This window comes from Streptomyces sp. HSS9-12 (assembly GCF_054963655.1).
In genome coordinates, this window is sequence record NZ_JBUEGC010000017.1 from 39,213 (window position 1) to 61,505 (window position 22,293).

The following is a 22,293-nucleotide window of genomic DNA, read 5'->3' on the forward strand; positions in this document are numbered from 1 at the left end:
CAGGAGCACCCATGCCGTCGCAGACTTATTCCATCGGCGTGATCGGTGGCACGGGCCCGCAGGGCAAGGGACTGGCGTACCGGTTCGCTCGCGCCGGACACCGGGTTTCCCTCGGATCCCGTTCGCCTGAGCGGGCGCAGGAGGCCGCCCAGGAGCTCAACGCCAGACTCCCCGCGGACCGGGCCGTCTCCGGGACGTCCAACGCAACAGCCGCGCAGGTCAACGAGGTTGTCCTGCTGGCCGTTCCATGGAACGGCCATGCCGGGCTCGTGGCCGGTCTGCGCGACCAACTGGCCGGTAAGACCGTGATCAGCTGTGTCAATCCGCTGGGGTTCGACAAACGCGGCCCCTATGGCTTGTCGGTGAGCGACGGCAGTGCCGCTGAGCAGGCCGCCGGACTGTTGCCGGACAGCCACGTGGTCGGAGCCTTCCACCACGTGTCCGCGGTGAGCCTCCTCGGCGACGCCGAGTACCTCGACACCGAGGACGTCCTCGTCTGCGGTGACGACGCGGCCGCGAAGGGCGTCGTGCAGGAGCTCGTCCGGGCGGTCACCGGCCGGTCCGGAGTGGACGCCGGGGCGTTGCGGCTGGCGCGTCAGCTGGAGCCGCTGACGGCGGTGCTCATTTCGATCAACAAGAGGTACAAGACGCACTCCGGTGTCGCTGTCAGCGGCCTGACCAGAAGTCACTGAACCAGGAGGTGCACGTGTCTCTCATCCTCAAGCCCGGCACGGCCTGGGCGGACGCCTACGCGCGCTGCGTGGCCGTCGCGCCGGAGGCGTTCCACGACGACCGCGTCCTCAACCTGTGGGGCGGCCAGTGGCACCGCGACGGTAATCCCATCCCCGCGACCTCCGCGGTCGACGGCACCGAGATCGCCGGTCCGCCGTTTTTGAGTCTCGAGGAGGCCTCCGCCGCGGTCGCCGCGGCCGCGCAGGCGCACCGCGAGTGGCGTCAGGTGCCGCTCGCGGAGCGCGAGGCCAGGGTCACGGCCGCGCTGGACGCGCTTCAGGCCCACCGAGACCTGTTGTCCCTGCTGCTGGTGTGGGAGATCGGCAAGCCGTGGCGCCTGGCTGCCGCTGACGTGGACCGCTGTATCGACGGAGTGCGGTGGTACGTCGAGGAAATCGACCGGATGCTCGGCGACCGCGTACCTCTGGCGGGACCGGTCAGCAACATCGCCAGCTGGAACTACCCGATGAGCGTGCTGATGCACGCCATGCTGGTCCAGTTGCTCGTGGGCAACGCCGTGATCGCGAAGACGCCGACCGACGGCGGACTGGCTTGCCTGACGTTGGCCTGCGCGCTCGCGGCACGCGAGGGCTTGCCCATCACGCTGGTCAGCGGCTCCGGCAGGACGCTCTCCCCGGCCCTGGTGGCGGCACCGGAGATCGGCTGCGTCTCGTTCGTCGGCGGACGAGCGGCCGGGAGCCAGGTCGAGAGCCTCGTCGACCAGGGCAAGCGGCACATCCTGGAGCAGGAAGGCCTGAACTGCTGGGGAGTGTGGGAGTTCAGTGACTGGAAGACACTCACCGGCCATCTGCGTAAGAGCTTCGACTACGCCAAGCAGCGGTGCACCGCCTACCCCCGCTACGTTGTGCAGCGCTCGCTGTTCGACAACTTTCTGGCGGCCTACCTGCCCGTGCTGGAGGAGGTCCGGTTCGGGCACCCGCTCGCGGTGGCTTCACCGGACGATGCGCTGCCCGATCTCGACTACGGGCCACTGATCAACGCTGCCAAGGTCAAGGAGCTGAACGACGCCGCGTCGGACGCCCTCGACCGGGGCGGTGTACCCCTGTACCGGGGAGACCTCGGCCGCGGCCGCTTCATTGACGGCCAGGACCGCTCTGCCTACCTGGCGCCGGTCGCGATCCTGAGCCCACCGAGCTCGTCCGAGCTCTTCCACGCCGAACCATTCGGCCCCGTCGACACGATCGTGCTCGTGGACACCGAGGCCGAGCTGCTCGCCGCGATGAACGCCAGCAACGGTGCGCTCGTCGCGTCTCTCGCCTGCGACGACGAAGCGACGGCCCAGCGGCTGGGCAGAGAGCTGCAGGCGTTCAAGGTCGGCATCAACAAGCCGCGGTCGCGCGGCGACCGCGAGGAGGTCTTCGGCGGCAACGGAGCCTCGTGGCGCGGCGCGTTCGTGGGAGGTGAGCTGCTCGTGCGCGCGGTGACCGACGGCGCGCCCGACGACCCGCTGCACGGGAACTTCCCGTCCTACACCCTGCATCCCGCAACCTGAGACGAGGCACCGCATGGGCCGGATCACCGAGCAGGCACCCTTGCTCATCGACACCTACGGCCGGGTGGCGACCGACCTCCGGGTGTCACTTACGGATCGTTGCAACCTGCGCTGCACGTACTGCATGCCTGCCGAGGGACTGGACTGGCTTCCCAAACCCGAGCTGCTGACTGCGGACGAGATCGTCCGAATGATCCGCATCGCGGTGACGCGGCTCGGCGTCCGGGAGATCCGTTTCACCGGTGGCGAGCCACTGCTACGGCGCGACCTGCTCGATGTGATCGGCCGGGTCGCCGCGCTTCAGCCGCGGCCCCAGATCTCGCTGACCACCAACGGCATCGGCCTTCCCCGACTCGCCCGGCCGCTGCGTGAGGCGGGCCTCGACCGCGTCAACGTCTCCCTGGATACGTTGGTGCCCGAGAGGTTCCGCAAGCTCGCGCGGCGGGACCGGCTGGCCGACGTGGTCGCGGGGCTCGCGGCGGCTGACGCCGCGGGCCTGCGGCCGGTCAAGGTGAACGCGGTGCTCATGCGCGGCGTCAACGACGACGAGGCGCCCGAGCTGCTGCGCTGGTGCCTGGAGCGCGGGTACGAGCTCCGCTTCATCGAGCAGATGCCGCTGGACGCGCAGCACGGGTGGAGCCGTGAGGGCATGGTGACCGCCGCGGAGATCCTCGACTCGCTGTCGGCGGTGTTCGACCTGGCCCCGCAGGACGAAGGGGTCCGTGGCAGCGCCCCTGCGGAAACGTGGCTGGTGGACGGGGGTCCGGGGCGGGTCGGTGTCATAGCCAGCGTGACCCGGCCGTTCTGCGGCTCCTGCGACCGGACCCGGCTCACCGCGGACGGTCAGATCCGCAACTGCCTGTTCGCGCGGGAGGAGTCCGATCTGCGCACCCCGCTGCGCACCGGAGCCACCGATGAGGAGCTCGCCGAGCGGTGGAGAGCCGCGATGTGGACGAAGAAGGCGGGTGGGGGCATCGACGATCTGGGATTCCTGCAGCCGTCCAGGCCGATGTCCGCCATCGGGGGCTGAGAGCTCCTTCCGGGGGAGAGAAAGAGGACCTCCATGCAGATCCGCGTGCTGTATTTCGGTGCGCTGCGCGAACGCTTCGTCGGTACCCACGAGGAGAAGGTCACCGTCGCCGACGGTGCGACACTCGGCCGGCTCATCGACCAGTTGTGCCATACGCACCCTGGCCTGGCGGGCGTCCGCCGTCACGTCAAGGCGGCCGTGAACGAAGACTTCGCATCACCTGAGCAGCCCTTGGCCGACGGCGACGTCGTCGCCATGATCCCCCCGGTGGCCGGTGGTGCCGACCCCTACTGCCGCCTCACCGACCAGCCCCTCAGCGTTGACGAGGTCCTGACTGCCGTCACGGGCCCGGGGCAGGGAGGCACCGTCGTGTTCATCGGCACCGTGCGCGACCACAACCACGGCAAGCAGGTGACGCGCCTGGAATACGAGGCCTATCCCGGCATGGTCCTCAAGACCCTGGCCGACATCATCCACCGGTGCCAGTCCATCGCAGCCGGTGTCCGCGTCGCCGTCGCCCATCGCACCGGCCGGCTCGAGATCGGCGACGCGGCCGTCGTCATCGCCGTATCCGCCCCGCATCGGGCGGAAGCGTTCGAGGCGGCCCGGATGTGCATCGAGTTGCTCAAGGAAGAAGTGCCGATCTGGAAGAAGGAGATCTCTCCGGACGGCGCCGAGTGGATCGGCATGGGTCCATGAGCCCCGGGTTCGGACACCTCACGCAGGCGACGCTGCGCCTGCGTTCTCGCCATGTCCGCCACGTCCGCTCGGAGCGGTAACGGACGCCGCTTGGCTCGAGGCTCCAAAAAACACAACACCGCGAGGTGATTTGGTGAGTACGACCACGAACAGTTGCGAGGTACTACCGGCCACCTCGGTCGACGAGGCGGTGCGCGCACTGGCCGATCTCGGTGACCGCGGAGCGGCGCTGGCCGCTGGAACCTGGGTGATGCGCTCCTCCTTGCGGGGTGATGAGCTGCGTTGCTGCTACGTCTCGCTGAACGGCATCGCGGAGCTGCGCGCGATCGAGTCGGGCGAGGAGGTTTCGCTGGGCGCGCTCACCACGCACAGCGACCTCGCGTCCCGCGCACTGCCCGCCGCGCTGGCGGGGCTGGTCGGCGCGGCGGGTCAGTCCGCATTCCCTCAGATGCGGAACGTGGCGACGCTGGGCGGCAACATCGGTGCGACCGGGTTCGCGGAGGCGGATCTGGTGCCCGCCCTGCTCGCTCTCGACGCCCGGCTGGAGACGGTCTCGCCGCGGGGGCGGGCGACCGTGCCGCTCGGCGACTACCTGCGTGAGCGAGCGCAGCGGCCCGCGGACGAGATCATCGTGCGGGCGCTGGTTGCGGCGCCGGTCACCCGTCGCTCCGCGTTCGTCCGCCTCACCGTGCGCGGTGGCGGCGAGTACGCCATCGCCAATGTCTGCGTCTGTGTGGATCTCGATCCCGACGGAGTCGTCACCGCGGCGCGCGTCGCGTTCGGATCCGTGGAACCCGTCGCCCGGCTGTCGCACGCCGCGGCCGGCGCGCTGGTCGGCAACCGGCCGTCGGCCGCCGCCGGTGAGGAGGCGGGCCGGCTGGCCGCGGCCGACTGCACACCGAGGGACGGTCGTGACGCCCCCGGTTGGTACCGCCGCGAGGTGCTGCCGTCGCTGGTGCGCCGCGCATGCACCGAGCTTGCCGTCTAGGAGGATGCTGTGTCGTACGCGTTCACGCTCAACGGCCGAGGCGTCGAGTCCGACGTCCCAGGGCTGACGCCGCTGCTGGAGGTGCTGCGTGAGCACTTCGGCCTCACCGGAGCCAAACCCGGCTGCGGCGAGGGGCGGTGCGGCGCCTGCACGGTCCTGATCGACCATCAGCCCGTCGCCTCCTGCCTGCTCCCCGTGTCCACCGTGGAGGGGCGCTCGGTGCGCACCGTGGAGTCGCTGGCTGGGGCGGACGGCCCGCTCAGCCCCGTCCAGGACGCGCTGCTCGACGCCGGCGGAGTGCAGTGCGGGGCCTGCATACCGGGGATGGTGATGACCCTGACCGCGCTACTGGAGCAGCACCGGGATCTGACGGAGGAGAGCGTGCGCCAGTCCCTGACCGGCAACATCTGCCGCTGCACCGGCTACCAGAAGATCGTCGATGCGGCACTGCGCGCCGCCGGAACCGACGGAGGCCGGCGATGACAGTCGTGGGTACCAGCGTCCGACGGGCGGACGGGGACGCCAAGGTGCGCGGAACCGCGGTCTACGGCATGGACTACACCGAACCGGGCGCCCTGGTGGTCCGGGTGCTGCGCTCCTCGGTGCCGGCCGCCCGGATCACCCGGCTGGACACCAGCCAGGTGGAGAAGATCCCGGGGGTCCGGGCGGTCGCCACCGCCGCCGACACCCCGGGGCTGTCCGGCATGCTCGTCCTGAAGGACCAGACGGTGTTCGCCCGCGACGAGATCCGCTACGTCGGCGAGCCGATCGCCGCTGTCGCCGCGGACACCGCAGAGCAGGCCGACGCCGCGATCGCCGCGATCGATCTGGAGATCGACCCCCTCGAACCGGTCTACGATCTCGAGGCGGCACTCGCCGACGACGCCAGGGTCATCCACCCCGACTGGGAGAGCTACGAGACCCTCCTCGAGGGGCCTCGCGGCGGGAACCTGGCCTGGGAGGCGCAGGTCGAACAGGGCGACATGGAGGCCGCCTTCGCCTCAGCGCACCTGGTGGTCGAGGACGAATACCGCACTCCCCGCCAGCATCAGTGCTCGATCGAGCCGCACGCCGCCGTCGCCCGCTACGAGCAAGGCCGCTACATCGTGCACACCCCGACCCAGTTCCCCTTCCTGGTACGTGGGCGGATCGCGGAACTGCTCGGCGTCCGCCCCTCCGACGTGCGGGTCGTGGTGCCCACCATCGGCGGCGGGTTCGGCGGCAAGCTGGACGCGATGCTCGAGCCGATGGCCTGCGTTCTGGCCCGCAAGGCGGGGCGCCCGGTGCGAGTGGTGAACAGCCGCGCCGACGAGCAGGCCACCTGTGGCCCGAGGGAGAACGCCATCGTGCGCCTGCGCACCGCCGTGGCGAAGGATGGCACCATCCTCGCCCAGGAGGGCGTGATCCTTTGCGACAACGGCGCCAACTCCAGCGGCGAGACCGTGGCGTGCGCGAACCTGGCACCGCTCGCCCTCGGCGGGACCTACCGGATTCCCAACGCCCGTTACGTCAGCAAGGTCGTCTACACCAACACCGCGCCCACCGCCGCCTTCCGGGGCGTCAACGGTAACTACTGCGTCTTCGCCCAGGAGATGCACCTGGACCATATCGCCAGGGAGCTGGGAATCGACCGGCGGGAGATGCGGCTGCGCAACGTACTGAAGGCCGGCGATCAGATGGTCAACGGCCAGCAACTCGACGACGCCTTCCTGGAGCAGGCACTGGCCAAGGCCGATGAGATCGCACCCTGGGACGAGCTGACCGCCACACGCCGGCCGCTGCGAGGCGTGGCGGTGGTGCCGATGACCTGGATCACCAATCCCGGTCCGGCCGGAGCGACGGTCAAGCTGGGGGAGGACGGTACGGTCACGGTGACCTGCGCGGCGGCCGAGATCGGCACCGGCGGGGTGGCGACCGGAATCCGTCAGATCGTCGCCGACGAGCTGGGCGTGCCGTTCGAGGATGTGCTGGTCACGCCTGCCGACACCGACGCGGCGGGCTACGACCACGGCGCCCAGGGCAGCCGGACGACTTTCGGGACGGGCAGCGCGGCACTCGACGCAGCGGCGCAGGTTCGCGAGCAGGTACTGGACGTGGCCGGCGGGATGCTCGAGGCCTCCCCGGATGACTTGGAGCTGGTCGATGGCCACGTGGGTGTGGTCGGCGCTCCGGGACGACGGGTGAGCCTTGCCGCGGTCGCGGCGACCGCGATGTGGTCCTCCGGGCCGATCTCGGCGGCCGGCAAGTTCGTCGCCCCGCCGGTGCCGTTCGACGCGGGCTGCATGGTGGGGGCGGCGTTCACGCACTTCAGCGCGGCCACCTACCACGCGCACCTGGCCGAGGTGGAGATCGATCCGGACACCGGGCGGGTGCGGGTCACTCGCTACGTCGTCGTGCAGGACGTCGGCCGGGCCATCAACCCGCAGATGATCGAGGGGCAGATCCAGGGCGGTGTGGCGCAGGGCATCGGTTACGCGCTCTACGAGAACCTGCGGGTCAGCGACGGGGTCGTCGTGGACAGCGGCCTGGAGACCTACCGGCTGCCGACCGCACTCGACGTGCCGCCGGTCGAGATCGCGATCCTGGAGAACCCCTGCTCTTACGGCCCCTTGGGGGCCAAGGGAGTCGCGGAGCCATCCATCATCCCGGTGGCCGCCGTCATCGGCTGCGCCGTCGCTGACGCGATCGGCACCCCGCTGCGGTCGCTCCCGCTCACGCCGTTCGACGTGCTCGCCGCGCTGCGCCGCTGGGACGAGGAGATCGGCTCCGATGACTGACCGCTGGTGAAAGTCGGTCCGACACGAACAGGAGGCGGCGAGACCCGTGTTCGCATCCATGTCGAGGAAGGGACCGGTCGATCCAGGGGCTGACAGCGCCAGCGGGCAGCCGGATGACGCCATCTCCCTCGAACAGCTGCTGACACAGCTGGGCAGCGGCTTCCTGGAGGTCGTCAGCGCACCCGCCGGTCTCGACCGGCGGGTGCGCACGGCGGTGATCTGGGATGTCACCAACCCCGTGCGCATCGACCGCGACGACATCGTCTTCGCGGTCGGGGTCTCGGGTGATTCGCCTGGTCTGGTCCAGCTGATCGAGACGGCGGCCAAGGCCAGGGCATCCGCTGTGGTGTTGAAGGGCCTGGAGGAGCACGAGTGGGCCCGGGCGGTGGCCGACCGGGCGGACGTGGCGGTTCTGGTGGCGCCGCGCGACCTGGCCTGGGAGCACCTGCACGCGCAGGTGCGGGCCGCGGTCGCCACCGGCCACGTGTTCCGCAGCGATCACGAGAGCACCGTGTCCATCGGTGATCTGTTCGCGCTGGCCGACGCCGCGGCCGCGGACCTCGGTGGCGAGGTGGAGATCGACGACGCGAGCATGCACGTGCGGGCCTTCTCCACACGCGGCGGCGAGATCGACGAACTGCGGCGCGCGTCCATCCTCTGCCGCTACCCGCCACCGGGCTTCATGCAGTGGCTGCGCGACTCGGGCTCGATGGGCAAGATCCGCGAGTCGTTGCGCCCGGTGCGGCTGGACACGCCCGGCCAACGCCCGCGGCTGGTGTCCGCCATCCGGGCCGGCCTCGATGTGCTCGGCTATGTGTGGGTGATCCAGGGCACCCGGCCGTTCGGGCCCGATGCGGAGGCCGCACTGACCGAGGTAGCGCGGATCGCGGCCGCGCAGATCGTCCGGACCAGGGCGGCCGAGGACGTGGACCGCCGGCTGCGGGCCGAATGCCTGCGCGGTGTGCTGGAGGGGACCGGGTCGGCCTCGCTGCTGGCCGCCCGGCTGGGAATGTCCGGCGGGGAGCGGTTCCGCGTGCTGGCGTTCCGGCCGCGCGGCGGGTGGTCCGGTGACCCGGCGGAACGGCTGTCCGTCCACGATCTCGTGGCCCTGCGGGCCGAGATGGGGGACCGACGGGGAACCGCGGTGACCGCAGGCGATCATGTCTACGCGCTGATCCCCGACACGCCCACGCGGGAGGCCAGCGCGCCCCTGGCACAGGAGATCGTGACCCTGACGGCCAACCAGCTCAATGTCCGGCTCGTGGCCGGGATGAGCACTCTGATCGACTCCCTTGACGCGCTGCCCGCGGCCCGCACCCAGGTCGACCGGATCGTGCGTCTGCTCGTGAGCACCGACGAGCCGGACATCGCGTCCCCGGACGAGGTCCGGCCCAGGGCGGTGCTGGCGGAGATCCGCGAGCTCGCCCATGAGCGTCCGCAGCTTCTCCAGGGCAGCATCGACGTACTGCGTGAGCTGGACGAGAAACGCAACTCCGACTACATCGCCACTTTGCTGGCCTACTTCGACGCGGCGTGCGACCTCACCGAGGCCGCCAAACTGCTCTACATCCACCGAAACACGCTGCGCTACCGGCTGCAGCGGATCCAACAGCTGTCCGGGTTGAACCTGGACGATCCGGTGGAAAGGCTCGTCGCGGAACTCCAGCTGCGACTGGCCCTCGGCGACTGAACCCGGCTGCCTCCCTCCCGGCTCGGTCCGCACGGCCGGACGTTGCGGCGGCCTGGCCGCGGCCGTGGCGGCGTCGCCACCACCGAGAACGTTCTCGGTGGTGGCGACGCGGGGCACGAAGACGTCAGCGGCCGAGTGCCGGCAGCACGGACTTCGCGACGAGTTCCAGCTCTTCAGCCGCGCTCTCCGGGTTGACCGGTGACAGCACGACACTGGTCGCACCCGCCTTGAGCAGCTGCTCGATGCGCGCGCCGACCTGGTCGGGATCGCCGGCCACGGCCAGCTCGTCGATCCATTCCTCCGGCATCTCCCGCACCAGTCGGTCGGTGCCGCCCTCGCTCATCAACTCGGCCAGGTGGTCGTTGTAGCCGAAGGCCTCCGTCAGCGCGTTGTGCGGGCCCACGGCTTCGAGGTAGAAGGCCAGCAGCGGCCGGACCGCGGCGCGTGCGGCCTCGCTGTCCTTGTTGGCGCTGAACAGCGCGAAGGTCGGCAACAGGTGTGAGCTGCGACCGGCCTCGGTCATCCCGGTGCGGATGTGCCGGAGTGCGGACTCGATGTACTTGGTGCCCGCGAGCACGCTCATCACGGTGCCGTCCGCGATCCTGCCCGACAGACGCAGGGACTTGGGTCCGAGCACGCCGGTGAGCAGCGGGACCTCGGTGTCGGGCACAAAGCTCAGGGACACGTCCCGGAAGGTGAACTGCCGGCCCTCGTTGTCGAGGGTCTCGCCGGACAGCAGCCGCCGGATGCTGGTCACGCACTCGTCCAGGGCGGTGAGCGGCGAGCGGGGGGTCAGTCCCATCTGGTTGGTCCAGGCCGGCACACCGTGGCCGATGCCCGGCAGAAAGCGGCCTGGGTGGACCCGCGCCAGTGTGGCGATCTCCATCGCGGTCATCGCGGGGTGACGGGTCATCGAGGAAATGATGCCGAGGCCGACGGTGATGTCCGTGGTGGCCTGCAGGGCCAGCCCGGCCGAGGTGAAGCCGCCGTAGTAGAAGCAGTCCTCGGCGACCCAGACCTCGCCGAAGCCGAAGTCCTCCGCCTGACGGGCCAACGGACCCACCTGCTCCGGCGGCGTTGTCGCCGTCGCGATGAACACACCAACCGGCACCTTGCTCATGACTGGCTCCTTTGGGGTCGGCGCCGACAGCACCCACGGTCCGGCGCACTTCCGAGCGTCGTCGGGATGATCCGTCTCCGGGCACCACTGTCGCTTCGGCCGCAGTTGGGGGGAACAGTCGAGCCGGGCAAAGTTCGGCCCGTCATATGTCTGATCCGGAGACGTCGACGCGGGCGGACCGGGGGCACGATCTGCCGTGCGTCCCGCCCGATCGCCTCCGGATGCCTTCATCGAGCGGGCCGACGACGCCTGACCGCGGCGCTCGCGGACCCCCCTCCGCCTTCTCCTTCGTGGGCGCCGCGTGGACACATGGACCCAGTCACTCAAGGAGCGGATGCCCATGAAAGCCGACCCGACCAGATCAACCGATCTCGAGGTGATCTACACCGACGATCCCGAGGTCGTGCGCGAGGCCGCCACCGAGGACTACACCCAGCATGTCGTGCCGCGCTCGTGGCGGATGAGTCCGCTGCCGCTGGCGAGCGCCTGGTGGGCACTGGCCAGCGCCATGTTCTGGCTGATTCTCGGGGCGCTGGTGGCGCTCGCCGTCGGCACGGTGGACGCCATCATCGGCATGGTGCTGTCCGTGATCGCCTACGGCGCCGTCAACTACGTGCTGTCGGCCTACGCGGCCCGCACGGGCACGACCGTCAACCTGTTCTCCCGTGGGTTGTTCGGCTACACGGGCGGGGTCCTGGCGCCGCTGCTGGTCGCCGTGATCTCGATCTACTTCTGCACCTTCGAAGGCTCGGTGATCGCCGTCGCCTTCCATGAGTACTTCGGCGGCGTCGACCTGAAGATCTGGTACCTGATCGTGGTGGCCTACAGCGTGCCGCTGGTGTTCGGCGGCGTCCGGGTCTTCCTGGACAAGTTCAACGGGCTGCTGTTCCCGTTCTACGTCATCGGGCTGGTCGTCGCGGTGGTCTGGACGATCCAGGCGCACGGTACCGGCGGGGACTGGCTCACCTGGCGTCCGGAGGAGGTCCAGGTGAGCGGGCCCGGTTGGTGGTGGGCGTTCACGGTGTACATGGGTGACTGGGTGCTGATGATGTTCACCTGGGACTACGCGCGGTTCGGCCGGACCTCGCGCCGCGACATCCGCCTCAACGGCTGGTTGACCTTCGGCCCCGGTTTCTACCTGTTCACCATCCTGGCGAACGGCCTGGTCGGCATCTTCATCGCCCTGACGATCCCCACCGAGGGGCAGTTGACCGAGCTCTCCGGTGTGCTGGGCATGGTGCAGCTGATGGGGCTGACGGCGGTCGTCCTGGTCTGGATCAGTCAAACCAGGATCAATACCGCCAACTTCTACGTTGCGACTACAAACCTCGAGAACGTGGCCGCCCGCGTCCTCAAACTGAAGTTGTCGCGGGTGACGTGGGCGATCATCGTGGGCGTCATCGTGTACGTGGTGATGCTCAGCGATGTCTTCTCGTTCCTGCTCGCCGCGCTGCGGTACCAGTCGGTGCTGACGGTCACCTGGACGGCGTGCGTGCTGGTCTGGATCGCCTGGGGCTGGTTCCGCGGGCCGTCCGCGGAGCACACCGAGTGGCGGCCGGGCCGGGTGACGCTGTTCAACTGGGGCGGGCTGTGCGCCTGGGCGGCCGGAACGGCCGTCGGGATGGTGCTGCTCGGCGTCGGCGACGACAGCTCGTGGACCGCGACCTGGGCGCTGCCGCTGTCGTTCGTGGTGTCGGCGCTGGCGGAGCTGCTGGTGCTCGCCACATCCGGGCCGGAACGGACGGTCATGCGGCGGCCGCGTGACCCGCGTCAGGAGGTCGATGACCAATGGGAGGCGCGGATCCGCTGCCACCACTGCGGCAAGTTCTACTTGGCCGTGGAGATGGACCGGGATCCGGGCCACGGGCACCAGGCGATCTGCGCGAGTGACGCCCAGGCCAGCTCCACCTTCTACGGGCACGCACGCTCGGAGGCCCGCGGCTCCACCGGGCGCTGAGCACGGACGGGTGCCGGGTGGCGTGCTCCTGCGCGCCACCCGGCACGGGGCCACGGAGAAGTGCGCTCACCGTCGCTCGCTGATCAGCCGCCCATACTGAGAAGTTCTCAGGCGAGCCCGCGGGCTCGGCAGGCGAGCTGTAGAAGCAGCCAGTCGTCGGGATTGTCCGGATCGACGTCGAGTTCGGAGAAGATTCGTTCAACCCGGTAGGCAACCGAGTTGCGATGCAGGTGCAGCGCTGCCGCGGTCTTCGACAACGAGCCGTGGTTGTCGAGGTAGACCTGCAACGTCCGGATCGCCTCCTCTGCTTTGCTGTTGCTCATGCGGTCGAGTGGCGCGAGCACTGTGGAGATGGCCTTGCGCGCGGTGTGCGAGGCGTACCACTCCACGAGTGTGCGCCGAAGGCCGAGGTTGTCGAAGGCGGTGGCGACGCCCGGCCGGTTGCGGGTCCGGGAGGCCGCGACAGCCGCTCTGGCCTCAGCGGCGGAGTTGATCAGCCCCAGCGAACCCGAGTGCGCGGTGCCGACGCCGCAGTACAGCACCGCATCGGGGAACCGGCGTACCGCCTCCTGCAACGCCCGGTTCGCCGACTTCGTGGCCTGGGCTCCGGCGGAGGGACCGGGATCGTTGCGGCACATGCGAATGACCAGCACCGAGCGTTCCATCCAGGCCAGGTGCCAGGTCCCGCCGGTGGACCGGACGGTGTCCAGTACGGTCCTGCCGAGCAGTTGGCGCGCCTCGAACCCGGCGACCTCCTCGCGCCACAGTTCCTCGGCGTTGTCGTGCTCGATGCGCACCACGACGTGCCAGCCGTCGATCGGCAGGCCCATGGCTCGGGCTCGCCGCAGCAGCTCCGAGCGGCCTTGTTCCGAACTGTCCAGGATTTCGGACAGCAGCTCGGCACGGGACCGGATCGGCAGCTCCTCGGCACGTCGGGCGGCGTCCGCCGCGAGCGCGAGGGTGTCCGCGAGCAGCCTGCCGACCAGCACAAGCTCGGGGCGGGACCGGGCCGATGCGTCCCGGATGACGACCCACCGGTCCGGTTGACCGTCCTCCGCGATCGGAAACGAGAGTTCGCCCTCCGGTTCCGTTCCGACGTCTATGTCCGCAGCTGCTGCCTTGGCGACGTCTTCGACCATCGCCGCGGGATCCGGAGCCGTGGCAGTGGTCCGGTCGAAGGCCTCGACCGCCCGGCGCAGCGCCAGCTCCGCCGACCCGCGCAGTCCGGCGTCGAGATTGGTGACGAGGTCCGCCAGGTTCACCGGCTCCGTCTGGCGAAGAATGGTGATCCCGAACCGGCGTGCGGCTTCCACGGAGGTGGAGGTCAACGGGGATGTAGCGGGCTCAGAGAGGACGAGAGCAACCACGCCCCGGGCCACAGCCGTACGCAACGCGATGTCGAACTGGTAGCCGTCCACGGCCGCGCAGATGTGTGATCCAAGGACTGCGACGCACTTCGCGGGCGCGTTCTGCAGGTCCAGCAGCCGCTCGGCGACGAAAACGCACTCAGCGTCCGAATTATCGGCGCCGTCAGCCACACACTCGAGCCGCAGGCCAGGGGCGTCCATCAGATCGGTGAGCAACGCCATACGGCCTCCCTCGGTGAAGTGCACGAAAACATAGAAGCCTTTTGTGCCAGGCGTCAATGAACCGCAGGACGCCGGAGCCTAAGTTCGGTGCCGTGCTCTTGGACACGGCAAACATCGAGGCGTTCGCGCTGGGCTGCGCGATCCTGAGCGCCGGTGGGGGTGGAGACCCCGCCATCGGGCTCGTCATGGCGCGCCACGCCATCGCCGAGAGCGGGCCGGTCGAGATCGTCGATCCCGATGCTCTGGATCCCGAGGCCCTGATCATGCCCTGCGGGCTGATCGGCTCACCCACGGTCGCCCAGGAGCGGGTGTGGAGCGGGCAGGAGGGCGCGCAACTGCTGCATGCCGTCGAAGCCCGCACCCACTCCTCGGTCAGCGCGATGATGTGCTACGAGATCGCGGGAGTGAACGGCCTGCTGCCGGTGATGTGGGCGTCCCGGCAGGGGAAACCACTGCTTGACGCCGACGGCATGGGACGGGCGTTCCCCGAGATGCAGCAGCAGGCGATGCATATCGCCGGCATGTCCGCGAGTCCGGTCCTGCTGACCGACGGCCGGGGCAATGTCATCGCCGTCAACGCGGCCGGCAACCTGGATGCCGAACGCCTCGTCCGCAGCTGTGCCGCCACGTTCGGTGGGACCTGCGCCGGAGCCCTGTACACGATGACCGCGCGCTCCGCCGCAAAGGCCGCGATCCGCGGCTCCGTCTCCAAGGCCCTCCGGATCGGGGAGATGATGCGGAACCGCCGGAGCGGATGGCCGGAGGCGCTGGCCGACGAAACCGCCGGCCGTGTCCTCATCGAGGGACGGGTCACCGAGATCCAGCGGTGGACAGGCGCCGGATTCAGCCGCGGCCATGCGGTCGTCGACGGCACCGGCGCCTGCTCGGGGCGGCGACTGCGCCTGGAGCTGCAGAACGAGGTGCTGGTAGCTCTCGAGGACGGCGAGGTGCTCGTCACGGTCCCGGACATCATCGCCATGCTCACCCTCGCGGACGGCCGCCCGGTGGGCACGGAGCGCTTGCACCACGGGCAGCGCGTCGGGGTGGTGGCCCTCCCTGGACCCGATGTGTGGCGAACCGAAGAGGGCCTGGGTGTGGTCGGTCCGAGGTCCTTCGGATACGACGTGGACTACGTACCGGGGGTCGGCCGTGCCCACCACTGAAAAGCTGCGACTGGGCGTCGACGTGGGCGGCACCAACACCGACGCGGTCATCGTCGATTCGGCGGGCACGCTGGTCGCCAAGGTCAAGGTTCCGACCACGGACGACTTGAGCGCCGGCGTCGAACAGGGGATCGCGCGGCTGCTGGAGGATCCGGCCGTCGATCCCCTACGGATCCGCTGCGCCACCTTGGGCGCCAGGCGGGCGACGAACGCGATCCGGAGCGCGTCGGGCCTGCGCCATGTCGCAGTCCTGCGCATCGGGGCCCCCCTCACCTTCGCGATACCGCCGCTGGTGGCCTGGCCGTCCGAGTTGCGTCGCGCCGTTCACGCCGGCAGCGCGACCGTCGCCGGCGGATGCGAGTCAGACGGCGCACCGCTTGCGGTGCTCGATGAGGCGGCGATTGTCGCATTCGCGTCCGCGGTCGGCACCCGTGCCGCCGCAGTCGCCATCACGTCCGTGTTCTCCTTGGTGAACCCGGCGGACGAGCTGCGGGCGGCCGAGATCATGCGGCGGGAACTGGGGGACATCCCCATCTCGATGAGCCACGAGATCGGCGCCCTGGGGCTGGTGGAGCGGGAGAACGCCACCATTCTCAACGCTGCCCTCTCCGGCGTCGCGGCCGACATCGGGCGGTCGTTCCACACCGCGGTCGAGCGGACCGGCCTTGACGCGGAGTGCTACATCACCCAGAACGACGGCACTCTCATGGCGCTGGAGTACTCGCTGCGGTTCCCGATGCTGACCATCGGCAGCGGCCCGGCGAACAGCATGCGTGGTGGTGCGCACAGCAGTGGCGTGACCGACGCCATCGTCGCCGACATCGGTTGCGCGACGACCGCGGTCGGACGGCTGGTCAACGGCTTTCCCTGGGAATCGCTGCCGCCCAATTCGATCGGCGGTGTCGACACCAACTGCCGGCTGCCGGATGTCCTCAGCATCCCGTTCGGCGGTGGCTCCGTCGTCCTGGGCGCGGCAGAGCAGTGGGCGAACGGCCGGATGAACGTCGGCGGTTCGCTGACTGCCGAAGCGCTCTGTTTCGGCGGACCGACACCCACCATCACGGACGCGGCCGTCGCCGCCGGGCGTGCCGCGACGGGCACCTGCCCCGTCCCGGCCAAGTGGCACGCGGGCCTCGCCCAGCACCTGGAGTTGTGGGACGGGTTGCTCGCCGAGGCCATCGACCGGGTCCGGCTGGGGGCGGACGACCTCCCCCTGATCGTGGTCGGCGGGGGCGGCGACATCGCACCGAACAGCTTTCCCGGCGTCCGCGAAGTCATCCGGCCACCACACTTCGAGGTCGCCAACGCACTCGGGGCCGCCATCGCCCCGGTCAGCGGGCACGCGGAGCGGATCTGCGCGAGCCGTCCCGACCGGCTCCGGGCGGCCGTCGACGAGGTCTCGGAGGAAGCGGTGGGGCGAGCCATCCAAGCCGGCGCCGACCCGGCACAGGTACAGGTCGTCGACGTCGAGGAGATCCCGCTGACCTATCTCCGCGAACCCGCGGTCCGGATCAAAGCTCGGGCGGTCGGCCCTCCCGTGACCTTCGGTCCACAGTCATCAGCACGTGCGAAACGAGCCAGGAGGCACTCGGCATGACCTCGCTCATCGGCCAGACGCTCGTCCGAGGGGACGGGCTGGAGAAAGTGACCGGTCAAGCCCGGTACACCGCTGACTTGGCGTTCACCGGTCTGCTGCATGCCAAGTTCGTATACGCCGAGCGGGCGCACGCCCGGATCGTGGACATCGATACGACCGCGGCCCGCGCCATGCGCGGGGTGCACGCCGTGGTCACCCAGGCCGATGCCCCGATGGTGCGGTATGGCATGTTCGTCAAGGACCGGACGCTGTTCGCCCATGAGGTGGTCCGGTTCGAGGGCGAGATCGTGGCCGCCGTCGCGGCCGAGACCCCAGAGCAGGCCGAGGCCGCCTGCGCCGCGATCCGCGTGGTCTACGAGGACCTCGACCCGGTCCTTGACGTCGAGGAGGCCCTCAAGGGCTCCTCGACGCTGGTGCATCCGGAATGGAAGAGCTACCAGACGCAGAACGGCGTGGACCGGGGCCCGAACGACTGCGGCCATATGACATCGGTCAAGGGGGACATCGACGCGGGCTTCGCCGAGGCGGACCACATCCTCACCGAGACCTACCAGAGCGACATGGCACACGCCGTCCCGATCGAGCCGCACGCCGTTGTCGCGCAGTGGCAGGGGGACAAGGTCACCATCTGGAGTACAAGCCAGGTGCCGTTCCCGGCTCGTGCCGGCGTGGCGGAGACCCTGCAGATCCCGCAGAGCAACGTACGGCTCGTGGTTCCGCACCTCGGCGGAGGATTCGGCGGGAAGTGCGACTTCCACTTCGAGGCCCATGTGGCACTGCTCGCCCGGCAGGCCCGGCGACCGGTGCGGCTCGTCTTCACTCGCCGCGAGGAGTTCGTCGCCACGGACAAGGTGCGGCACGCGGCCAAGATCGAGCTGACCACTGGCGTCAGGTCGGACGGAACCATCACCGCGCGGCGAGCCCGGATCCTGCTGAACTCGGGTGCCTACTGCGGCGACGCACTGTTCGCGACGGAGATCGGCCTGATGATGGTGGCCGGTCCCTACCGGGTGCCGAACCTGCACGCCGAGGTACACACCGTTTACACCAACCGCACCCCCGCCGGCAGCGTCCGCGCGCCCGGTGGGCCGCAGACATGCTGGGCGGTGGAGCAGCACACCGACGAACTCGCCAGGCGCGTGGGGTTGGATCCGCTCGAGTTCCGCCGCCGCAACCTCGTCCGGGCCGGAGACACAGGTCAGACCGGTCAGCGGTTCATCAGCTCGAGTGCGGAAGGGTGCCTGGAGCGCGCGGCCGAAATCGCGGGATGGCCCGGCAAGGACCTCGCTCCCGGCGAGGCCTTGGGGATCGCGGTGGGCTGGTGGTTCAGCCTCCCCGCAAGCTCCGGTGCGTACGTGAAGCTCAACCCCGATGGGACCGGAACCATCGTCACCGGGGCGCAGGAGAACGGCAGTGGCTCGGTGATGGGCCTGGCCACACTCGCCGCCGAGGAACTCGGTATGCGGCCCGACCAGTTCTCCATCGTGTACCAGGACACCGAAGCCGGACCGTTCGACCTGGGCAGCGCCGGCAGCCAGACCACGTTCAACAACGGGCGGGCGGTGATCGAGGCATCCAGAGAAGTCCGTACCAAGCTCCTGCGGCAGGCGGCTGAGATGCTGGAGGTCGCCGAGGAGGACCTCGAACTCGTCGACGGCAGTGCCCGCGTCCGCGGCGTTCCGTCCAAGGCGCTGCCGATCGCGAGCGTCGCGGCAGCGGCCCAGCAGTCGTCCCTGCTGATCGGCAGCGGTTCGGGCACCCCGCCGTCGCTGCCCGAGCACGACCTGCGGGGCTGCGGGGGCCGGCTTGGGTACTCCGCCTTCCTCGCGCCCTCCTTCTTCTGCCACATCGCCAGGGTCCGCGTCGACCCGGACACCGGCACGGTCACGGTGCCCGAAGTGACCGCCGTGCACGAGTTCGGCCGGGTCCTCAATCCGCTCGGCGCTCAGGGCCAGGTCGAGGGCGGTGTGATCCAGTCGATCGGCATGGCGGTGCTGGAGAGCAGCCAGTACGACGGCGGGCACCAGCTCAACCCAGGCCTGCTCGGCTACAAGCTGGTCACCGCCGCCGACGCTCCCCGCGTCAACGTCGAGCTGCTTGAGGACCCGGTCGACCAAGGGGGACCGCACGGCGCCAAGGCGGTGGGCGAGCCGCCGGTCGTGGGCACCGCCGCGGCCATCGGCAACGCGATCGCGGCAGCGGCCGGCACACGGGTCCGTGCCCTGCCCATGACGGCTGAACGCGTGTGGACGGCACTGCACGAGCATGAAGGAGAGCTGGCATGAGCCGCTATTTCGCGCCCACCACCGCGGCGGAGGCCGCCGCGCTGCTGGCAGAGAACGACGGGGCGCGCGTGGTCGCAGGCGGGACCGACCTGGTCGTGGCCGCCAGGAGCGGCAAACACCCCATTCCGGAAGCGCTGATCGCCATCCACGGCGCGACCGATCTGGCTTCCCGGGCGCAGACCGAAGAAGGGTTGCGACTGGGAGCGCTGACATCGCATGCCTGGCTGGAACGATCGCCGATTATCGGTGACCAATGGTCCGCGTTGGCCGATGCGTCCGCCTTGGTCGGCTCACCCGCCACCAGGAACACCGGCACTCTGGGCGGCAACGTGATGAACGCCTCGCCGGCCATGGACACCGGTGCCCCGCTGCTGGTCTTCGAGGCCGATGTCGAGCTGCTCAGCCTTCGCGGGACTCGTACGGTGCCGGTCGCGGATCTGCTTGTCGGCCCCGGCCGCACCACAGCCGAGCCCGATGAACTGCTCACCTCGGTGCGTCTGCCGGATCTGCCCCCCGCCACAGGGAGTGCGTACGTCCGTCTGGAGCATCGGCGCGCGATGGAGATCGCGATCGTGGGCGCGGCCGCACTGGTCACGCTCGGGGAGGACGGCCGGGTGGCCGACTCCCGGATCGCACTGAGCGCGGCAGCACCCACATGCGTGCTGGCACGGGAGGCCGGAGACCTGTTGCGTGGACTCCGGCCGGATGGTGCCTCCTTCCGCGACGCGGCGGCGATCGCGACCGAGGCCGTGCAGCCGATCAACGACGTCCGGGCGAGCGCCCGGTACCGGCAGGCGATGATCTCGGTCGTCGTGAGCCGGGCCCTGGCGGTCGCCGCCGCGCGCGCCGCGGGAACCGACATCGCCGTCCCTGCCAATCGCAATCTGCCCACGGCCACCGCCGGGAGTACGGAATGAAGTATCCGCTGAATGTGAGGGTCAACGGCGTCGAAACGTCCGTGGACGTCGAGCCGCACCGGTCGCTGCTGAACATGCTGCGGGAGGACATCGGCCTGACCGGGCCGAAGGAAGGGTGCGACGACTCCGAGTGCGGCGCATGCATGGTGCTTGTGGACGGGCGGCCGGTGAACTCCTGCTCCTATCTCGCCCTGCAGACCGATGGGCGGGAGATCACCACCATCGAAGGCGTGTCGGAACCCTCGCGCCCGCACCCGATCCAGCAGGCGCTGCTGGAGGAGGGCGGTGTGCAGTGCGGCTTCTGTACACCGGGCATCGTGATGTCCGCCAAGGCCCTGCTGGACACCAACCCTTCGTGCGACGAGGACGAGGTCCGGCTGGCGCTGGGCGGAAACCTGTGCCGCTGTACGGGCTATCAGAAGATCGTCCGGGCTGTGCTGAAGGCGGCTGAACAGGTGGACCAGGCGAGTACGACCGTATAGCCGAAGATCCGGCAGAGCCCACGCAGCCCCCCGAGCGCCCCCTCGGGGGGCTGCGTGGCGAGGTGCCGGGCACGCTGTGGCGACGGTGACGAAACAGCACGGACATTGAACGCAAACACCTTGTGCAGAACCAACAAATGGCCTTCCAAGCTTCGGCCGAACGCCTAAAGATGCCATGCCACGCGGCCACTAGCCTCGCAGATCATCAGCTCAATCCGGTCCGCCGAGCCGCCATTTCGACGATGGACGTGAGCTCGCCCGAAAGCTTCCGAATCCGAGTGCTCTCAACCCGGGAGACGCCCCATGAAGCCACCTCCGTTCAAGTACCACGCCTGCCGAACGATCGATGAGGCGGTCGGCATCCTTGATTCCGACCCGGACGGCTCGAAGGTACTGGCCGGCGGCCAGAGCCTGGTGCCGGTGCTGAATCTCCGACTGGCCGCTCCTGACAACCTCGTGGACATCAACTCCGTCGAGGGTCTCGACCACATCCGGGTCCGACCGGATCACGTGACGATCGGCGCGGGGACGCGGCAGTACGCCGTGGAGCGCTCCGACCAACTCCACTCGGTGCTGCCTGTGGTACGCGAGGCGCTGTCCCATGTCGGCCACTCGCAAATCCGTAACCGCGGCACCGTGGTTGGGAGCATCTGCCACGCGGACCCGGCTGCCGAAATGCCGGCGGTATTCCTGACCGTCGGTGGCGAGGTCACCGCCCGCAGTGCCGCGGGAACGCGTACCATCAGCTCGGACGACTTCTTCGAGTCGTACCTCACCACCGTGCTCGAGCCAAACGAGATCGTCACGGAGGTGAAATTCGACGTACCGAGCGGGCGTACCGGGTGGTACTTCGAGGAAGTCGCCCGCCGGCACGGCGACTTCGCCATCCTCGGTGTGGTGGCGCTCGTCTCGCTCGAGGCTGACACCGTGAGCAGGGCGCGCATCACCATTTTCGGCGGCGCCGCCACCCCCCTTCGCATGACCGCCGTCGAGCAGTTGATCACCGGTGTGAAGGCCAGCGAAATAGGCGGTGACCTCCTCGAACGTGCGATGGAGGAAGCCTCTGCCGCCGTGCGGCCGACCGATGACATCCACGCCAGTGCGGACTACCGGCGCCACGTGGCGGGACTGCTGACGAAGCGGGCCATCACCCGGTCACTCGAACGTGCGGGATCTCCCGCGTGACCACCCAGCGCCCCGCGCACTGCCCGCGCGCGCTGTCCGACCAAGGCGAAGGAGATTCGGCATGACAACGAGCTCGAAGCAAATTGTGGAGCTGAATGTCAACGGCATTCCGCATCAACTGCTGGTCGAACCACGGAAGACGCTCGCTGACGTTCTCCGTGACGATCTCGACCTCACCGGAACCAAGCTCGGTTGCGAACACGGCGTCTGCGGGGCGTGCACCGTCCTGGTCGACGGCCGTGCGGTCCGGGCGTGCCTGATGTTCGCCGTCCAGGCACAGGGAACAGACATCACTACCGTCGAGGGACTTGCTTCCGACGGCGAACTGGACCACATCCAAAAGGCTTTCGCGGAAAATCACGGCTTGCAGTGCGGATACTGCACGCCAGGAATGCTGATAACCGCGCATGCCTTCCTCGCCGAGAATCCCGAGCCCACCCGGGAGCAGATCTGCGAGGGGATGAACGGAAACCTCTGCCGGTGCACCGGCTACCAGAACATCATCAAATCGACCGCGGCCGCTGCCGAGGCAGCGAAGTCAGCGGAGATGGGCGTCCGAGTCTCATGAC

18 protein-coding genes are annotated in these 22,293 nt (G+C 69.4%); 16 read left to right on the forward strand and 2 right to left on the reverse strand.

The genetic code is table 11. The annotated features are described in order from the left end of the window. Positions 1 to 11: 11 nt before the first annotated feature. From npdG to ACY34J_RS11670, 8 genes are all read left to right on the forward strand, one after another. Positions 12 to 692: an NADPH-dependent F420 reductase gene (npdG, locus tag ACY34J_RS11635; RefSeq protein WP_462726444.1), complete on the forward strand. Its 681-nt coding sequence runs from the start codon at positions 12 to 14 to the stop codon at positions 690 to 692. 14 nt (positions 693 to 706) lie between these two features. Next, the gene (locus tag ACY34J_RS11640; RefSeq protein WP_462726443.1) at positions 707 to 2,245 is read left to right on the forward strand and encodes an aldehyde dehydrogenase family protein; all 1,539 of its coding nucleotides are present in this window, start codon (positions 707 to 709) and stop codon (positions 2,243 to 2,245) included. A 40-nt stretch (positions 2,246 to 2,285) separates the two neighbouring features. Continuing rightward, a complete protein-coding gene (moaA, locus tag ACY34J_RS11645; RefSeq protein ID WP_462726477.1) occupies positions 2,286 to 3,275 on the forward strand; it encodes a GTP 3',8-cyclase MoaA in 990 nt (329 codons plus the stop codon). 33 nt (positions 3,276 to 3,308) lie between these two features. Further along, positions 3,309 to 3,974 carry a molybdopterin converting factor subunit 1 gene (moaD, locus tag ACY34J_RS11650; RefSeq protein ID WP_462726442.1) on the forward strand — a complete coding sequence of 222 codons (666 nt, stop codon included), beginning with the start codon at positions 3,309 to 3,311 and terminating at the stop codon, positions 3,972 to 3,974. A 133-nt stretch (positions 3,975 to 4,107) separates the two neighbouring features. After that, complete coding sequence (locus ACY34J_RS11655) at positions 4,108 to 4,962, forward strand: FAD binding domain-containing protein (RefSeq protein ID WP_462726441.1); 855 nt, start codon at positions 4,108 to 4,110, stop codon at positions 4,960 to 4,962. Positions 4,963 to 4,971: 9 nt separating this feature from the next. Next, entirely contained in the window at positions 4,972 to 5,445 is a 474-nt protein-coding gene (locus ACY34J_RS11660; RefSeq protein ID WP_462726440.1) for a (2Fe-2S)-binding protein, read from the forward strand. Beyond that, positions 5,442 to 7,739, forward strand: a complete 2,298-nt coding sequence (locus tag ACY34J_RS11665; protein ID WP_462726439.1) for a xanthine dehydrogenase family protein molybdopterin-binding subunit — start codon at positions 5,442 to 5,444, stop codon at positions 7,737 to 7,739. The genes ACY34J_RS11660 and ACY34J_RS11665 overlap by 4 nt, the downstream gene beginning before the upstream one ends. A gap of 58 nt (positions 7,740 to 7,797) precedes the next feature. Continuing rightward, entirely contained in the window at positions 7,798 to 9,429 is a 1,632-nt protein-coding gene (locus tag ACY34J_RS11670; RefSeq protein ID WP_462726438.1) for a helix-turn-helix domain-containing protein, read from the forward strand. 124 nt (positions 9,430 to 9,553) lie between these two features. Here ACY34J_RS11670 and ACY34J_RS11675 read toward each other — a convergent pair whose 3' ends face one another. Then, positions 9,554 to 10,549, reverse strand: coding sequence for an LLM class flavin-dependent oxidoreductase (locus tag ACY34J_RS11675; RefSeq protein ID WP_462726437.1), 996 nt, complete (start codon positions 10,547 to 10,549; stop codon positions 9,554 to 9,556). A gap of 340 nt (positions 10,550 to 10,889) precedes the next feature. Between ACY34J_RS11675 and ACY34J_RS11680 the strand changes: the two genes are divergently transcribed. Continuing rightward, positions 10,890 to 12,506, forward strand: a complete 1,617-nt coding sequence (locus ACY34J_RS11680) for a purine-cytosine permease family protein (protein ID WP_462726436.1) — start codon at positions 10,890 to 10,892, stop codon at positions 12,504 to 12,506. Between the two features lie 107 nt (positions 12,507 to 12,613). On the opposite strand, the gene ACY34J_RS11685 is transcribed toward ACY34J_RS11680, so the two are convergent. Next, positions 12,614 to 14,095 (reverse strand): PucR family transcriptional regulator, encoded by a 1,482-nt coding sequence (locus tag ACY34J_RS11685; protein ID WP_462726435.1) that lies wholly within the window; start codon positions 14,093 to 14,095, stop codon positions 12,614 to 12,616. 92 nt (positions 14,096 to 14,187) lie between these two features. Here ACY34J_RS11685 and ACY34J_RS11690 point away from each other — a divergent pair, with 92 nt between their 5' ends. The 7 genes from ACY34J_RS11690 (at position 14,188) to ACY34J_RS11720 (ending at position 22,292) form a co-directional block, all read left to right on the forward strand. Next, entirely contained in the window at positions 14,188 to 15,258 is a 1,071-nt protein-coding gene (locus ACY34J_RS11690) for a DUF917 domain-containing protein (RefSeq protein ID WP_462726434.1), read from the forward strand. Continuing rightward, on the forward strand, positions 15,245 to 16,855 hold the full coding sequence (locus ACY34J_RS11695) for a hydantoinase/oxoprolinase N-terminal domain-containing protein (protein ID WP_462726433.1): 1,611 nt from the start codon (positions 15,245 to 15,247) through the stop codon (positions 16,853 to 16,855). The genes ACY34J_RS11690 and ACY34J_RS11695 overlap by 14 nt, the downstream gene beginning before the upstream one ends. Continuing rightward, the gene (locus ACY34J_RS11700; protein WP_462726432.1) at positions 16,852 to 19,140 is read left to right on the forward strand and encodes a xanthine dehydrogenase family protein molybdopterin-binding subunit; all 2,289 of its coding nucleotides are present in this window, start codon (positions 16,852 to 16,854) and stop codon (positions 19,138 to 19,140) included. Before ACY34J_RS11695 ends, ACY34J_RS11700 begins: the two co-directional genes overlap by 4 nt. Further along, positions 19,137 to 20,057, forward strand: coding sequence for an FAD binding domain-containing protein (locus tag ACY34J_RS11705; protein ID WP_462726431.1), 921 nt, complete (start codon positions 19,137 to 19,139; stop codon positions 20,055 to 20,057). The genes ACY34J_RS11700 and ACY34J_RS11705 overlap by 4 nt, the downstream gene beginning before the upstream one ends. Further along, positions 20,054 to 20,539, forward strand: coding sequence for a (2Fe-2S)-binding protein (locus ACY34J_RS11710; RefSeq protein WP_462726430.1), 486 nt, complete (start codon positions 20,054 to 20,056; stop codon positions 20,537 to 20,539). The genes ACY34J_RS11705 and ACY34J_RS11710 overlap by 4 nt, the downstream gene beginning before the upstream one ends. Before the next feature lie 303 nt (positions 20,540 to 20,842). Further along, a complete protein-coding gene (locus tag ACY34J_RS11715; RefSeq protein ID WP_462726429.1) occupies positions 20,843 to 21,724 on the forward strand; it encodes an FAD binding domain-containing protein in 882 nt (293 codons plus the stop codon). A gap of 61 nt (positions 21,725 to 21,785) precedes the next feature. After that, a complete protein-coding gene (locus ACY34J_RS11720; protein WP_462726428.1) occupies positions 21,786 to 22,292 on the forward strand; it encodes a (2Fe-2S)-binding protein in 507 nt (168 codons plus the stop codon). Position 22,293 lies beyond the last annotated feature (1 nt).